This is a genomic window from Aquicoccus porphyridii, from assembly GCF_008369105.1.
Lineage (GTDB): Bacteria > Pseudomonadota > Alphaproteobacteria > Rhodobacterales > Rhodobacteraceae > Aquicoccus > Aquicoccus porphyridii.
Genome location: NZ_VINQ01000006.1, coordinates 1 through 15,955 on the forward strand (window position 1 = coordinate 1; position 15,955 = coordinate 15,955).

The window sequence follows — 15,955 nt, forward strand, 5'->3', positions numbered from 1 at the left end:
CCCTGACCGACAGACCGCCGAAATCCACATCCGCATCGCACTCATGAACCGCTTCTCTGCCCTCGGCACCGCCGAGATCATCCGCGTGGCTCGACAATGACGGGGCAAGGGGCAGTCACGCCCAACGCGTGAATTGCGCAACAACGCCTCGATTCCGCCCCCGACACCACTTAAACTCAACAAAAGCAAAAGCCTATAAGTTATGAGTGGCCGGCTGCCGTGTTCGAGGATTCGCGCTGGGTATCAATTGGGTAGCAACGGTTTGCTTCCATCCGCTATGTATGTGGCATGGTATTTGCAACAGGCATGAACCTCCCTTTATGCAAGGCGCGTGTGCATGAAGCATGCGGACCAGCTGCCATGGTGTTTGCCGCGATCTCTGCGGCTCGGGCTGGACGGGTGCTTTGGGTGCGTGAGGCGTGGCAGGAAGAGTTGGTAAACCCCGTTGGGTTGGCGGACTTTTTCGATCCGGCCTGCATGTTGGTGGCCCAGACCAGGAATCAGACCGAAACTCTGGCCGTTGCGGAAGAGGCGCTCAAGGATGGGGCGGTGCCATTCGTTATCCTCGAGATCACGCGCCCGCTCGATCTGCGCGAAGGGCGACGCTTGCAGCTTGCGGCGAAAGCGGGGAACACAACGGGTTTGTGTCTGATCCCCGAAGGTATGGGCAGCAATGCGGCGGAGACCAGATGGCACTGCGCCCCGGTTTTTGACCCGGATGACTCGACTCTGATGCGCTGGGAAATTATTAAGAACAAATCAGGAACATTGAAGGCCTGGCATGTTCGATGGAATGCAGCGGCGCGTCGTCTCGATGTGGTTTCCCCGGCTGGCGAGTGACCGGGTTCTGCAGATACGCCCGGTTGACGGCCCCTTTGCGCTGACACTCCGCCAAACGAATGCGGATCGACTTTATTGCCTGAACCCCGAGGCAGAACGGCAAGGGCTACACCGGGGAATGTCCTTTGCCGATGCGCGGGCGTTCTGCCCCGATCTGCAAAGCCGCCCGGCAGACCCGCTTGGCGACGAACGGTTCCTGCGCGTGTTGCGCCGTTGGGCCACCCGCTATTGTCCGTGGGTCGGGTTAGAGGGCAATGACGGGCTGGTGCTGGATATTACCGGAGCCGCCCATTTATTCGGCAGTGAGGCGATGATGCTGGCGGATATGCGCCAGCGGCTTACACGTGCGGGGCTAAACAACCGGATTGGGCTGGGCGATACGCGCGGGGCGGCCTGGGCGCTGGCCCATTTCGGAGAAGGCCGGGCAGAGATTGGTCAGCCTTATGCAGCATTGGCAGAATTGCCTGTCGCGGCGTTGCGGTTGGAGGAGAAGACCGTCATCGCTCTACAACGCTTGGGTTTGCGCACAATCCGCGATCTGGAAGATGCGGCCCGCGCTCCGCTGGCCCGCCGTTTTGGGCCGGACCTGATGATGCGTCTGGATCAGGCGCTTGGCCGTCAACCGGAACAGATTACCCCACTGACCGAGCGCCCCCATTACGGGGTGCGTATGACCTTGCCCGATCCGGTTGGCCTGTTTGATGATGTAATGGCCGGAACATCGCGCCTGCTGGATCAGCTTTGCACCAAATTGAAGGCGCAAGAGGCCGGAGCACGAGTGTTGCGGCTGACCTTGCGCCGGGTCGATCAGGAGGCTCATACGGTGGAGTTGCGCCTTGCAGGCCCGTTGCGTGATGCGACCCGTATCCTGCCGCTGTTCGAACGGGGCGTGGGGGAAGTTGATGCAGGCTATGGCATCGACCAGATGCGGCTGGAGGCAACACAGGTCGAATCGCAGCCGATGCATCAGGTCAGTCACATGCCCTCGGGGCGTGCGGATCAGTTGGATGACCTGATCAGCCGGATCGGCACCCGGATTGGGCTGGAAAATGTGCAGCGGTTTCTGCCTGCCGACAGTCACATCCCGGAACGTAGTTTCATTATTGCAGCAGCGGCTTTTTCAGAACCGGGCGGACCATGGGCAAGCGCGCGCCCACGTCCCTTGCGGCTGTTCCCGCCGGAGCCCGTCACCGGAACTGGTCCCCGCCCACCCCGGCACTTCCGCTGGCGGCGCATGTCGCTCTCCACGGCACGGGCGACGGGACCGGAACGGATTGCCCCGGAATGGTGGCTTCCGGATGAAAACTGGCACAGTGGAATACGCGACTACTGGCATGTGGAAACCTTGCAGGGGCGGCGGCTCTGGCTGTTTTACACGCCGCAACACCCCGGCTGGTTCGTACAGGGGGAATTCGCATGATCGAAATTGTACGAGATCACCGACAGGCCGAGACGGCCCGTTTTGATGCACTGCTCACGAGGCATGGTCGACCTGATTATGCCGAGCTTTGCGTCACGACGAATTTCACCTTCTTGACCGGCGCGTCCCATCCCGAGGAAATGGTTGTGCGGGCTGCTGAATTGGGTCTGTCCGCTATTGCAATCACAGACCACAACTCATTGGCCGGAGTGGTGCGTGCTTACCGGGCGTTGACAGAACTTCGACGTGGTGTCGAAGAGGCTATTCGCATTCGTTCGCAACACCGGATCGACCAATGTTCGCGTCAAGAGGTGGGTCAACCCACCCCGATTGAACGACCTGAGGCGGCGCAACTGCCGAAACTGATCGTTGGGTGTCGCCTGGTGCTACGCGATAGCCCGGTCGACTGGATCGCCCTGCCACGGGATCGTGCTGCCTATCAACGGCTGACCCGGTTGCTGACCCTGGGCAAACGGCGGGCAGAGAAAGGTGACTGTCATCTTGATCGGGCCGATCTGCTTGCGGCTTGTACCGGTATGATCCTGATTGCCCTGCCGCAAGGTGAACTGGACCCCGCCGCCCCGCATATCCAGCAGATGCAGCGCCGCTTTCCCGGCCATGTCTTTCTGGGGGCGACCCCGCGTTATGACGGCTCCGACCAGGCCTGGCTGAAGGCCTGTGCCCGATTGGCGCTTCAAAGCTCGGCCCCAATGGTGGCGGTGGGCGATGTGCTCATGCACCGGGGATCTCGCCGACAATTGGCTGATGTGCTTACCTGCATGCGTGAACATATCACCATCGACCAGATCGGCACCCGCGCCTTGCCCAATGCCGAACGCCGCCTCAAGGGTCGCGCGGATATGGAACGGGTGTTTCACGATCATCCCGCTGCCCTGCGCCGGACGCTGGACATCGCCGCCCGGTGCAGTTTTTGCCTGAGTGAACTCAGTTACGAATACCCGGATGAAATTTCCCAAGGCGAATCTCCGCAAGCGCGGCTGGAACGGCTGGCGCGAGACGGGTTGAAACGGCGTTATCCGGACGGCGCATCCCGGCGCGTTCATGATCTGATGGACAAGGAGTTGAAACTCGTCGCGGAACTGGGTTTTCCGGCATACTTCCTGACGGTTTATGACATTGTTCAATTCGCCCGCTCGCAGGGCATCCTCTGCCAGGGGCGTGGCTCGGCGGCCAATTCCATCCTGTGTTACCTGCTTGGCATCACGGATGTGTCCCCCGAGAAAATCGCCATGGTGTTCGAGCGTTTCATTTCGAAACACCGGGGTGAACCACCCGATATCGATGTGGATTTCGAACATGAGCGGCGCGAAGAGGTCATCCAGTGGATCTACGAAAAATACGGTCGTCACCGGGCGGGGCTTTGCGCCACGGTGATCCATTTCCGCTCCCGTGCGGCGATCCGCGAGGTCGGCAAGGTCATGGGCCTGTCCCAGGATGTAACCGCGGGCCTGTCTGGGCAAATCTGGGGCATGTCCAATGGCGGAGCCGATCCAGAGCGGATCAAGGAGCTTGGCCTTGATCCGAACGACCGCCGTCTGGCCCAGACCATCCGCCTGATCGGCGAGATCATCGGCTTTCCCCGCCATCTGTCCCAGCATGTGGGTGGGTTCGTCATTACCAAGGGGCGGCTGGATGAACTGGCCCCCATCGAGAACGCGGCGATGGAGGACCGCACCATCATCGAATGGGACAAGGACGATATCGACACGCTGGGCATCCTCAAGGTTGATGTGCTGGGCTTGGGGATGCTGTCCTGTATCCGCAAGGCTTTTGACTTGATACAGCAGCATGAGGGAGAGACATTGACCATCGCCTCTGTCCGGCCAGACGATGCAGCCACCTACGATATGCTTTGCAGGGCGGATGCGGTGGGGGTGTTTCAGGTCGAGAGCCGGGCACAGATGAATTTCCTGCCCCGAATGCAGCCTCGTACTTTCTATGATCTGGTGATCGAGGTTGCCATCGTCCGCCCCGGCCCGATTCAGGGCGGCATGGTGCAGCCATATATCAAACGTCGTCAGGGGTTGGAAAAAGCGGAACCGTTCGGCCCGGAGTTGGAAGCGGTGACAAGTCGTACCCTCGGCATCCCGCTGTTTCAGGAACAAGCCTTGCAGATCGCCGTGATCGGCGCGGGCTATTCTGCCGAAGAGGCCGATCACCTGCGCCGCTCGCTGGCGTCTTTCCGGCGCATGGGAACGATTGGGCAGCATCGGGACAAATTCATCGCCGGAATGCGCCGCAATGGCTATAATCAGGAGGTAGCCGAGCGTTGTTTCGGACAGATCGAGGGCTTTGCCGATTACGGCTTTCCCGAAAGCCACGCGGCGGCCTTTGCCATGCTCGCCTATGTATCGGCCTGGCTGAAATGCCATCACCCGGCGGTGTTTGCCTGCGCGCTGCTGAATTCCCAACCGATGGGATTCTATGCGCCTGCCCAGATCGTGCGCGATGCGCGTGACCATCAGGTGAAAGTGCGCCCCATTTGCGTGAATACCAGCCATTGGGACAACACCCTGGAACACCGCACCGACGGGCCGCTGGCCCTGCGGCTGGGGTTCCGCCAGATCAAGGGGTTCAAGGAAGAAGATGCTGGCTGGATCGTTGCCGCGCGTGGCAATGGCTATCGCGACCCGGAGTCCCTCTGGCTGCGCGCAGGAGTGGCCCCCGCAGTGCTGGAACGGCTGGCCGAGGCGGATGCGTTTTCCGATATGGGCCTGTCCCGGCGCGACGCGCTCTGGCAGGTTCGGGCAATCCGGGGACAGGCGCCGCTACCGCTGTTCAACGATCCGATTGACCGGGAAAGCATCCGTGAACCGCATGTTACCCTGCCGCCGATGCATCTGGGCGAAGAAGTGGTGGAGGATTACGTCTCCATGCGCCTGACCCTGCGCGCCCACCCGATGGAACTGCTGCGCCCCACACTTCCCGGCCTGACGCCACATGACAAACTGGTTACGACCCCACTTGGCCGTGTCAGCGTCTGTGGGCTCGTCATCACCCGTCAACGTCCCGGCACCGCCTCTGGCGTGATCTTCCTGACGCTGGAGGATGAGACCAGCGTATCAAACGTGGTTGTCTGGCCCAAAACCTATGAGCGGTTCCGCCGGATCGTCATGGGCGGGCGGCTGTTGCGGGTGACAGGGTATCTTCAACGCGAAGGGATCGTGGTGCACCTGATCGCCCAGCAGATCGAAGACCTCTCGCACCGCCTTTCCGACTTGGGACACCCGATGGAGAATGCAGTCAGCCAGACAACGCCGCAAACAGACAACGCCCCACGCCCATTGCCACCACCACGCGCCACACATCCACGGGAGCAAGCCAAACGCCTGTTTCCCAGCCGGGATTTCCATTGACGTATTTACAGGCCGCAGGCGAGGCGAGCAGGCGCTTTCCAAAATCTTGGGCTCAGCGCTTTTCACGCCTCCTTTTCGGTGGCTGGCCATCTCATCCACTGTCACGGCGTGCGCGGTCGCCAGCCCACTGGAAAGCGCGACGACGGTTGGAACTCAAAGCTTGCTCAGCGCGCGACGCAGGTGAGCATCGGCATTTCGAGCCGACATGATGATCAAGATGACAGGGGGATTGGGCCGCATTGGCTTCCGGCGGCGACAAGGGATCTGCGGCTGTTCCGGGGGCGTTTGACACTCCGGGAGGGACGGGATAACGGTGTCGTGGATTGTTTCGCTGCCACACGCTATTGCACTGCTTCAGGTATTAGAAAACATGACTCAAGCCTTCCCGCCGACCCAAGCGATTGCGGAAGTCGGGTGTGATCACAAGGGCGACCCGGACATCGGAGGAGAACCGGTTGCGATCAATCCCGCGATGCTCAATATCCCCTCTGCGACCACTGATATTTCGAGCTGCCGGGCTATCTCTGCAAGCATTTCGATGGTGGAGCCCATGTCTCGGACGGGATGCCCACCAGAAAGAAAATCGCCGCAGGGGTCGCCTTTTTCGAAGAGCGAGGCCGGGCGCATCATGCTTGACAACCGCGACCTCAGGGGCGTTTTTTGATGACCGGGCGCCTTCTGCCCACCTAGGTGACAGCCCATGACCGGCACCGTGATTTTCCGTTGTAATGTTTCGGCCAGCGTCGGGGTTGGGCATCTGATGCGCTGCCGGGAGATGGCGCGCTACCTGGGTGGAATTGGCTGGCGTTCGGTGTTGCTTGGTCCGCCCGACAATCTGCGCCAGAGTGTTGACGAGCGGCTCTTTGCCGCCTGGCATCCGGTGGAGGTGCGCGGCCCGTCCGATGAGGATGCGGCCCGGGTTCTCACGCTTTGCGAGGCCCATGGCACGCATTATGCAGTTATGGACGATTACCGCGTTGATCCGGGTTATCAGGAGATCCTGCGCGCGGCCGGGGTGCGCTGGTTGCAGCAGTTCGACACCTCGCGGCCCTGGATGTTCCAGCCCGACCTTCTGGTCAATGCCAGCCCCTACGAGCGGCGCGAGCAATACCTGCCTTGGCTGACGGAACCGGAGCGAACCAGAACGCTGTTCGGACCTGCCTATGCGGTGCTGCGCCCGGCCTTTTCCGGGATTGCGGCACGCGCCGACGGCCGGCCGGTGCGCCGGGTATTGGTGGCCTTTGGTGGCGGCGATGACCGCGGCGCGATCGATCAGGCATTGCGCGTGTTGGCCGGGCGGTTGGGGCCGGAGGTGACGCTGGTCATTGTATCCGGCGCAGGAAATCCGCGCTGCGAGCAGATCGCCGACGTGGTGTCGGCGTTGCCTGACGGCGAGGCAGAATTTCACGTCAACCCGCCCGACATGGCGGGGTTGATGCGCGGTTGCGATCTGGCGCTCATCGGCGGTGGAACCATGAGCTACGAGGCGGCGATCTGCGGTCTGCCCATGGTCTTTGTCGGGCTGGCCCCCAACCAGGAGCGGTCCTGCCGGGGATGGCAAAACCTGACGGGGGCGCCGTTCGTTGGGCTTGTGGGGACGGTGCCCGATGAGTGGCTTTACGAGACGGTTTCAAACCTTGTGGAAGATGACGACAGACGCCGCGCGATGGCCGTGAAAGGCCGGTCGCTGGTGGACGGAGAGGGCACGCGGCGGCTGGTCGAGGCGCTGCTTGAACGGGAAAGAGAAACGACATGAGCGGACAAAAGACCATTCTCGTGCTCGGCACCAATGCCGGTCAGGCGGACCTGATCCGGCACATGAAGGACCGTGGCTGGCGGGTGATCGGGGCATCGCCGGTCCCTGGTGAACCCGGGCAAGCCTTCTGCGACGCGGTGGAGGCGATCAACATCGTCGACCTCGACGCGCTGGAAGAGGCGGCGCGGCGTCACGCGATCGATCTGGTCTACTCGATCTCGTCCGACGTGGCGATGAAATCGGTTGTCGCGCTTTCCGAACGCATGGGGCTTGCGCATTTTTACGACAGCGCCCTTGTCGACCTGCTCGACGACAAGGCGGCGCTGCGCGGCTTCCTGGCCGAACACGATCTCGGGCCGGTGCCGTTTCGCAAGCTGGCAGGTCCGGCGGATGCCGCAGACTGGGATCACTTCCCCTGCATGGTCAAGCCGACCGACGCCCAGGGCCAACGAGGCGTTGTCCGGGTCGACCGGCGGGAGGATCTCGCCCCGGCGATCGAGGCGGCGGTGGGCTTCTCGCGCAGCAAGCAGGCGATTGTCGAAGGATTCCTCGACGGTGTCGAAATCTCGTGCAACGTGCTGGTCTGCGGGGGCGAGGTGAAGATGAAGGTGCTGTCCGAACGGCTGGTGCATGGCCCCCACGCACTGGGCGTGCCGCGTGGTCACCTGGTGCCCTGCGACGACGTGACCGAGGAAAACCAGCGTGCCGCACTGGCGCTGGTCGACGGGATCGTTGCTGCGTTGGGGCACCGTGACGGAGTGCTCTATTTCCAGATGATCGTGACCCCGGAAGGCCCCCGCGTGGTCGAGATCGCACCGCGGCTCGACGGGTGTCACATGTGGCGGCTGATCCGCGCCGCCGAAGGGGCCGACCTCATCGCGATGACCATGGATTGCCTGACCGGCGAAGGCGCGCCCGCCACGCTGCCCAATGGCGGCGAAGGCGACAGGCACCGCCCGATCCGGGAACTCATGTTTCAGCAGATGGCGCCGGGCCGGCCCTTCGACCCCGCGGCTTTCCCGGTGCCAGGGGATGCGATATATCACGAATACCGCTATAACGCGGGCGAAGAGGTGCGGCCGGTGAACGGCACGCTGGACGTCGTCGGATACTACGTGCGGGAGAGGACATGACCACAACCGTTGCTGTCACCGGGGCCTCGGGCTTCATCGGCCGCTACCTGTGTCCGGCACTGGAAGAGGCCGGGCACCGGGCGCTGCGGCTGGGCCGGGGCGCCCCCCAGGGGCCGGACGACCGGCAGACCGATTATTCCCGGCATAGCCTGACCGCGGCGCTGGCGGGCGCCGATGCAGTTGTCCACCTGGCCGGGCGCCGCATGACACGCGAAGACGCGCCGATGGATATCACCCCGTTCTGGCCGTCCAACGCCGCCGCCATGGCCGATCTCGTGGCCGCCGCGCGCGAGGTGGGCGTGCAGCGCATTGTCCTGGCCTCGACCATCGCCATCTATTCCCCCGCCTCGGGTCTGCCCTACCGCGAAAGCGCACCGGCGCGCCCGATCAACGCCTATGCCTTGTCGAAGCTCATGGCCGAGGCGCACCTGGAAATGCTGACCCGCGCCAAGGGGCCGTCGGCGGTGGCGCTGCGTTTTGCCGCCGTCTATGGCCATGGCGAGAAAGGCACCCCGGCGCTGATGAAGTTCATCGGCCAGGCCCGGGCGGGCGAGACCATCGTGCTCACCGGCAATGCCAACTATCGCATTGATCAGCTTTACGTGCGCGACGCCGTCTCGGCCATTCAGGCCGCCCTCGCCTCGGATGCGCAGGGGGTCTACAACATCGGTGGCGGCCGCGCGATCCCGGTGGGCGAGATCGCCGAGACCGTGAACGAGGTCTTCGGCAATGCGGGCAATATCCGTTACGACACCGACAGCGATGCGCCCATGCCCAAGACCTGCATGGCGCTCGACGCCGCCGCCGCCGACCTCGGCTGGCGCCCGGCGTTCGATCTGCGGGCGGGACTTGAGGATTTCACCGTTTCATGCGAATGACTTAGGTGCCAAGAGAAGGATTCTGCGTATTGTCCACCTCGACGATGAAACATCAGGAGAAAGCCTTTTCTCCTTTAATGGCGGGTGAGACTGAATCCGATACGCTGAACGGAGTACCTCAGGCCAGCGATTCTCACCGCCTGGTGCTGCATCCCGGTGCGCGTCAGCTTTTGGTCCTGATCAGTGCGACCGGAACCAAACCCGGGCGTTTCAATCTTTGGAAATACGCCGATATCCTGCCGTGTCATAAGCTGTACCTGCGCGCTCCGACCAACGACTGGTATCAGCAGGGCGTGCCGGGATTGGGGGCCGACTTCAAGGAAACGGCAGAGAACATTCGGCGTCTGGCCGCCGGGTGTCGAGCCGAAAAAATCTATACGTGCGGCAGTAGCATGGGTGGGTATGGTGCCATCTTGTTTGGCCTGGAACTCGATGCTTCGGTGCTGGCATTCAGTCCCGAGATTGTGCTGAAATTACCGTTCAGCCGGTCTTATAAAATGATGCCGGAAGGGGTGCAAATGACAGCCCCCGACTTACGGCAAAAACTGGCAGCCGCTCAAAGCCCTGTCGTGATCTATACGGGTGAAATGGACCCGGTAGATCTTTATTGTGCGGCGACGGTCCGCAATCTGCCCTCGGTCCAAATAGTCACGTTCAGGGATGATGAACATACGGTAATGCGGACACTGTTTCAGACGGATCGGCTGGAAACCACGCTCCGGGAATTCGTCGAGGACAAACCGCTGCCGACCATCATGGAAAAAGGCAGCGCGCTCGATATTGCCGGGTATCCGCGCAGTTTTTACCGTGGCTGGCAGTACTTCCTCAAAAAAGAGGACGATCTGGCTATAAAGGAGCTGCGGAAAGCGATCGCTGCGTACCCTATATCTGCGCGGGCGAACTTCTTTATGGCCAAGCTGATGTTGCGCAATAGCAATCCCGAGAAAGCCCGGGAGCACGCGGCCATGGCCGTTGCCATGACGCCGAACTTCGTCGAACACCGGGTTTTCTTCGCACATTGCCTGCGCATGACCGGCGCGCTTGAAGGAGCAATGTACAACCACATGAAAATTCTGGAAACTTGGCCCGATACACCTCAATCCCATTTCGATCTCGGGCAGATATATTTTCAGAAAGGGCAGATCGAGAAAGCCCGGTTGCAATTTTCCGAGGCAGTGCGTCTGGAACCGTCAAACCCCGCTTATGTCAAAAAGCTGGAGAAGCTCAACAAACTCTATCTGTCTATGCCAAGGTGAAGCTTTTACCTTTTGTTTAAGGTCCGCTCCCAGAGGAATTTCTCCGACACGATCAAATAAGAGATAGCCATGCTCACACTGCGCGAAGAACTCAGCAAGACCCACGGCATCGCCAACGATGGCAGCCCCTTCATCATCGCCGAGATGTCGGGCAACCATAACCGCTCGCTCGACCGGGCGCTGGCCATCGTCGATGCCGCCGCCGAAACCGGGGCCGACGCGATCAAGATCCAGACCTTCACCGCCGACAGCATGACGCTGGACCTCACCGAAGGCGAGTTCACCATCACCGACCCCAAGTCGCTGTGGTACGGGCGCACGCTCCATGACCTCTACGAAGAGGCCCATACCCCCGCGGAATGGCACAAGCCCATTGCCGACCGGGCACGGGAACGCGGCCTGCTCTTCATGTCCACGCCGTTTTCCGAGGATGCAGTGGACCTGTTGGAAAGTCTCGACGCGCCGCTTTACAAGATCGCGTCCTTCGAAGCGATCGACCTGCCCCTGATCCGCCGCGTCGCGCAAACCGGCAAGCCGATGATCATCTCCACCGGTATGGCCAGCGTGGTCGAGATCGGCGAAGCGGTGGAAACCGCGCTTGGTGCGGGCTGCACCAACCTGACCCTGCTCAAATGCACCTCTTCCTACCCGGCCAGCCCCGAGAATACCAATCTCGTCACCATGCCGGTGATCGGCCAGACCTTTGGCGTCAACTTCGGCCTGTCCGACCACACCATGGGCAATGGCGTGGCGGTCGCGGCCACCGCGCTTGGCGGCACGGTCATCGAGAAGCATTTCATCCTCGACCGTTCCGAGGGCGGCGTGGACAGCGCCTTTTCACTCGAACCCGATGAATTCACCGCTCTGGTCACGGAATGCAAGCGCGGAGCACAGGCGATGGGCGAGATCTGGTTTGGTGGCACGGCATCCGAACAGGCCGGACGCAAGAAACGCCGTTCGCTCTATATCGCGGAAGACCTCAAGGCCGGCGATCTGCTGACGCCGCAGAACCTGCGCCGTATCCGCCCCGGTCTTGGATTGGCCCCGCGCCATTACGACGTGTTGCTGGGCCGACGCGTCGGTCGCGACGTCAAGCGCGGCACACCGATGAGCTGGGATCTTCTGGACACGGAAAGCTGATCCCGGATGAAGGGACCGACACAGCGCCTTCGTCATGGCGGGCTGGCAGGCGTGGCCCGCCGGTGTCTCAAGCCGCTTGTGGCCGCCGCGTCGCGAAATACCCGCCTGCTCCAGATGATGGCGCGGACCGCCGATCTGATCGGCGCTGCCGACCGGGCCGCGCGCCTGCGGGCCATACGGCTCCGCCATCTTGCGCCGAAACATCTCGAGGCACGAAATCTGACCGGCGTGCTCGAACTCATGGCAGAGATGGAGCGCACCGGGCTCGCCATGCAATTCTCCACAGGCCGGCTGCTTGCGGATGAACTGGTCACCGCCGCGGGCCGGGCGCGCCTGCTCGAGGCCGCGCGGGACGTGCGTGAGACCTGCCCCGACAGTGCATTCGTCAGCCACGTCACGGCTCTCTGTCAAGCGATGGAGGAGGATCACATCGCGGCGGGGCATACGCTGATCGCCGAGATGAACGATCCGCCCACCGCGCCCAAATGGCTTCGGGCGCGGCGGTTTCGTATTCTGGAACAGAGCTGGCGGATCGTGGATCTCATTGCGCGGGAGCGTATGGACTGGGCTGACGAGGCAGGGGACTACGAGGCGCTGGCGATATCCTCGACCGAAACATCGCGGCAGGGCCCGCTCGAGGGGGGCGAACTGGTGCAGTCCTTCAAGGAGCATGCACTGCAGGGGCGGATGCGTGACACGTATCTCGATATCTGTGCCAAGGAGTTCAACACGGCGGACAGCCTGCCCGCGCGGCTGTCGGCGATTGAGGCGATGTTGCGGACCTCGATACGGCACATTCCCGATTACTCGGCCTCTCACGCCCTCGCCAACCATTATCTCGACGGGCTCGAAGTCGAGATATCGACCTTGTTCAACACACCACCGGACGAGGCAGCCGCCGAGGCCCAGGTTCTGACGCTATGCACGCTGCTGTTGCTGGCGCGGCGCCTCAATCGTCCGGAATTGGCGGCGAGAATCATCGCGCGCTTCGAGGACATATCGCAGGAACCATTGTTTCTGCCGGTGCTCTGGCCGGTTCCTGCGGCGCTGGCGCGCGACCCCGCCTGCCTGACACAGGCCGGGCGTATCATGTCCCGGATCCGCCACCAGGCACCCCGCATCAACCGCGATATGCAAAATTTCTTTCGCTGGGCGCAGTTGGCACAGGACGATGCCGGCGCGGAGGCGTTTTTCGGAACGCTATCCGAGACGATGCGGCGCCGGGCGGGCTGCCTTTATTATGTCAATATCCTGCAACGCCAAGGTCGCTTCGATGAGGCCCGCACCCTGTTGCGCGATATCCACGGGCAAGCGCTGGCCAATCCCTCAAAGGTCAATGCCGTCACCAGCCATGGCATGATCAAGCGGGCCGGCGAACTCGATTTCCTGATCGAGACAGCACAGATATGGCAGAGCGTGCCACAGCCGACCGATCCGCAAGGCCTCGTGGTGATCCCCGCGCGCAACATAGACGCGTTGCGCCGCTATCCTCTCATGGTCCTGCTGGAACTCAAGCGCAGGGGCTGGGCAGTCATCCCGCTGGTGCAGGGGCTTTTGCCATTCCAGCCCACGGGCCGTCCCGAAATCGACCTCATGGTCGGATCACTCACACCAAACCAGCATCTCACGGCCGCTGCCGAAGCGGCCTTTCCCGCCCTGACCGGTTTCGTGGCCGAACCCGCGCGTGGGCGATTGCTATGGAATGACTTGGATTTTTCCCACGCTGTCTGGGAGGATGCGGCCATCAACCGTCGCCGCTACGACATTTCCTACGACTGTCCCGAGCTGCAATCCTACCTGGGCATGTTGATGGACTGGACGGGGCTATTGGCCCGGGCTTTGCGATACGCCCATGATCTGGAACGCGCAGGCGGGCCGCCGGTGATGCACATGTCGCTGTTCAATGCGCGCTTGCCCGATGCGATCTATGCCGCCTATGCCCGGGCGCATGGCGATCCCGAGCGGTTCTTTCATGTCCATGTGGCCAATGGCTATCAGAACTATTTCACCAATTTCACCACCAACATGTCGCATCGGTTCGTGCTCCGCAATACGACCCGGGCGCGCGAGACCCGCTCAGCTTCTTTTCCGAGACCTGCCAATTTTGATCGCTACCTCGCTGCGGCCCGGTCCGAACTGCCACAGATCCGCGCCCGGTTTGCCCATACAACGCAGGTCCGCCGCTCGACCCGAGAGGCCGAGCCGCGCGCACCCGAGGCCGAGGCGGCCCTCGCACGTATCCGGGACTGGAAATCACGCGGTGGCCATGTGGCCTGTGCCTTTGGCAAAGTGGTCTGTGACAGTGCCGTGCCCTTCGACGGCGGACCGGTGCATCGCTCGATGAAAGACTGGATCAATCATTGCATCCGCGCGGTTCGGGACAGTGACACCCTGCTTCTCATCAAGCCGCATCCCCACGAGCTCAACAATCAGATTGCCACTTTCCTCACCCAGTATTTCACCGATCTTTTCGAGGAACCGTTGGGCGACAATGTCCTGGTTCTGGGGCATCGCTGGTTCGATATCCACGACCTCGCGGATATCGTCGATCTGGGGCTGATCTACAACGGCACCACCGCGGTGGAGATGGGGCTGTTGGGGATTCCCTGTCTGCTGTCGGGGCATTTTGCGCCAATCGACTACCCGATCGGTCACCCTGTCGTGGAAACGGCCGAGGATTTCGAGGCCGCACTGCGTTTCGAGCGCCCGGTCGATGCCGCCCCCGACCTTGCCGACCGCGCCGCGATCTGGCTCGATTACATGGCCAGCGAGACCTTCACCCTGCCCTACCGCTATCACGCGCGCCCGGTGACCAATACGGTGATGTATCCGCCCTGGTGGGTGGCCGAGGATCTTGAGCGATACCACAGATCGGGCGACCCGGCGGTACAGACCCTTGCCGATCGCGCTCTGGGGGTAAGCGGCGAACCGGGAGAGGGACCTTGAGCAATCACGAAAACAACTCTGATCTCACGGCCGCCCCCCTGCCCTACCCTTCGGCGCTCTCCGGGCCTTCCTTCCATATTCTGCCATCCGATGACCCGGGCGCCAGTCGTCTGGTCATCTTCTTTGCCGCCAAGGATCTGAGTTTCGACCGGTTCAACTTCTTTCAGCTTGGCCGCGAATTGCCCGAGCACCGCATGTTCGTCAACAATGGCAGCAATGAATGGTATCAATCCGGATTGCCGGGTCTGGGTGCGGATGTCTCGGAATGCGTCGCGATGTTGCAAGCCTGGCAGGCTGCGCTTGGAGCGGTGGAGATTTGCACTGTGGGCACCTCGATGGGGGCATATGGTGCAATCCAGTATGGGGCGGCGCTCGGAGCGCGGGTTCTGGCCTTCGCCTCCGAGTCCCGGCTCGGGATGCCGCATAGCCGCAGCGCCCAGCACTACGAGGCCAGCACGCCGCCCGTATACCCCGATCTGAGGCCCGTCCTGACCAAGAGCACGACCGACGTGACGCTTTTCGTCGGAGAGCGCGATCCGGTGGATCTAAGCGCCGCCAGCGAGCTGGCGGCCATACCGGGTGTCCGGGCATATAGCCTTGTCGGGTGCGCCCATGTCGTGCCAACGTTCCTGTCGCGCCGGTCCCGTCTGGGGCCGCTCCTGCGGGCCTTCGTTGCAGGAGAGGCGCTGCCGGACCTGCCTGCCATCGGAAGCGCGCTTGAGACACCGGAATATGTCACTGCCGTTCGGGATGCCCACCAAGCTGCGCAAACCAGAGAATGGCAGCAGGCCGAGACCGCCGCGCGCCGGGCGCTCCACCTGCTGCCCTTTGGCGAAGCGGCGGAATTTCTCCTCGGACAGGCGCTCTTGCATCAAGGGGCCACCGCAGAGTCCGTCGATCTGTTGGCGCGCAACGCCCTAAGCCAGCCGCCCGATGACAACGAGGCCCTCTTGTTGTTGGCCGTGGGTTTGCGGCGGCTGGGGTGTCTCGACCGCGCGGCGCATTTCTACCAACAGATGCTCATCTCCGATCCGGGTGAGCACAGGGCCCTGTTCGGCCTGAGCATGGTCCGCGAGAAACAGGGTGATATAGAACAGGCCTTGGCGCTGATCGGACGTGCGTTGCGGATCAGGCCCGGGCACGGGGTCTACCAAAAGCGATACAATACCCTCCGCGCAAGGCTCTGAGGATACTGCCCCCCGCAGGCCG

At 62.3% G+C, this 15,955-nt stretch carries 11 protein-coding genes; all 11 read left to right on the forward strand.

All coding sequences use genetic code 11. The features are described from left to right. The first annotated feature begins 360 nt into the window (after nt 1-360). The 11 genes from FLO80_RS09780 to FLO80_RS09830 all read left to right on the forward strand — a co-directional run bounded on the left by FLO80_RS09780 (nt 361) and on the right by FLO80_RS09830 (nt 15,933). On the forward strand, nt 361-840 hold the full coding sequence (locus FLO80_RS09780) for an ImuA family protein (RefSeq protein WP_246156641.1): 480 nt from the start codon (nt 361-363) through the stop codon (nt 838-840). Further along, nucleotides 782-2,260 (forward strand): Y-family DNA polymerase, encoded by a 1,479-nt coding sequence (locus tag FLO80_RS09785; RefSeq protein ID WP_111367848.1) that lies wholly within the window; start codon nt 782-784, stop codon nt 2,258-2,260. The genes FLO80_RS09780 and FLO80_RS09785 overlap by 59 nt, the downstream gene beginning before the upstream one ends. Then, the gene (locus FLO80_RS09790) at nt 2,257-5,637 is read left to right on the forward strand and encodes an error-prone DNA polymerase (protein ID WP_111367850.1); all 3,381 of its coding nucleotides are present in this window, start codon (nt 2,257-2,259) and stop codon (nt 5,635-5,637) included. The genes FLO80_RS09785 and FLO80_RS09790 overlap by 4 nt, the downstream gene beginning before the upstream one ends. A 313-nt stretch (nt 5,638-5,950) precedes the next feature. Beyond that, a complete protein-coding gene (locus tag FLO80_RS09795; RefSeq protein WP_146611057.1) occupies nt 5,951-6,301 on the forward strand; it encodes a hypothetical protein in 351 nt (116 codons plus the stop codon). A 36-nt stretch (nt 6,302-6,337) separates the two neighbouring features. Next, nucleotides 6,338-7,393 carry a PseG/SpsG family protein gene (locus tag FLO80_RS09800; RefSeq protein WP_111367854.1) on the forward strand — a complete coding sequence of 352 codons (1,056 nt, stop codon included), beginning with the start codon at nt 6,338-6,340 and terminating at the stop codon, nt 7,391-7,393. Beyond that, nucleotides 7,390-8,526 (forward strand): ATP-grasp domain-containing protein, encoded by a 1,137-nt coding sequence (locus FLO80_RS09805; protein ID WP_111367856.1) that lies wholly within the window; start codon nt 7,390-7,392, stop codon nt 8,524-8,526. Before FLO80_RS09800 ends, FLO80_RS09805 begins: the two co-directional genes overlap by 4 nt. Then, nucleotides 8,523-9,404: an NAD-dependent epimerase/dehydratase family protein gene (locus FLO80_RS09810; protein WP_111367858.1), complete on the forward strand. Its 882-nt coding sequence runs from the start codon at nt 8,523-8,525 to the stop codon at nt 9,402-9,404. The genes FLO80_RS09805 and FLO80_RS09810 overlap by 4 nt, the downstream gene beginning before the upstream one ends. A gap of 44 nt (nt 9,405-9,448) precedes the next feature. After that, complete coding sequence (locus FLO80_RS09815) at nt 9,449-10,660, forward strand: tetratricopeptide repeat protein (RefSeq protein WP_111367860.1); 1,212 nt, start codon at nt 9,449-9,451, stop codon at nt 10,658-10,660. Nucleotides 10,661-10,729: 69 nt separating this feature from the next. After that, on the forward strand, nt 10,730-11,800 hold the full coding sequence (gene pseI / locus FLO80_RS09820; RefSeq protein ID WP_111367862.1) for a pseudaminic acid synthase: 1,071 nt from the start codon (nt 10,730-10,732) through the stop codon (nt 11,798-11,800). 6 nt (nt 11,801-11,806) lie between these two features. Then, entirely contained in the window at nt 11,807-14,746 is a 2,940-nt protein-coding gene (locus FLO80_RS09825; RefSeq protein WP_111367864.1) for a hypothetical protein, read from the forward strand. Continuing rightward, the gene (locus FLO80_RS09830; RefSeq protein ID WP_111367866.1) at nt 14,743-15,933 is read left to right on the forward strand and encodes a tetratricopeptide repeat protein; all 1,191 of its coding nucleotides are present in this window, start codon (nt 14,743-14,745) and stop codon (nt 15,931-15,933) included. The genes FLO80_RS09825 and FLO80_RS09830 overlap by 4 nt, the downstream gene beginning before the upstream one ends. Nucleotides 15,934-15,955: the final 22 nt, after the last annotated feature.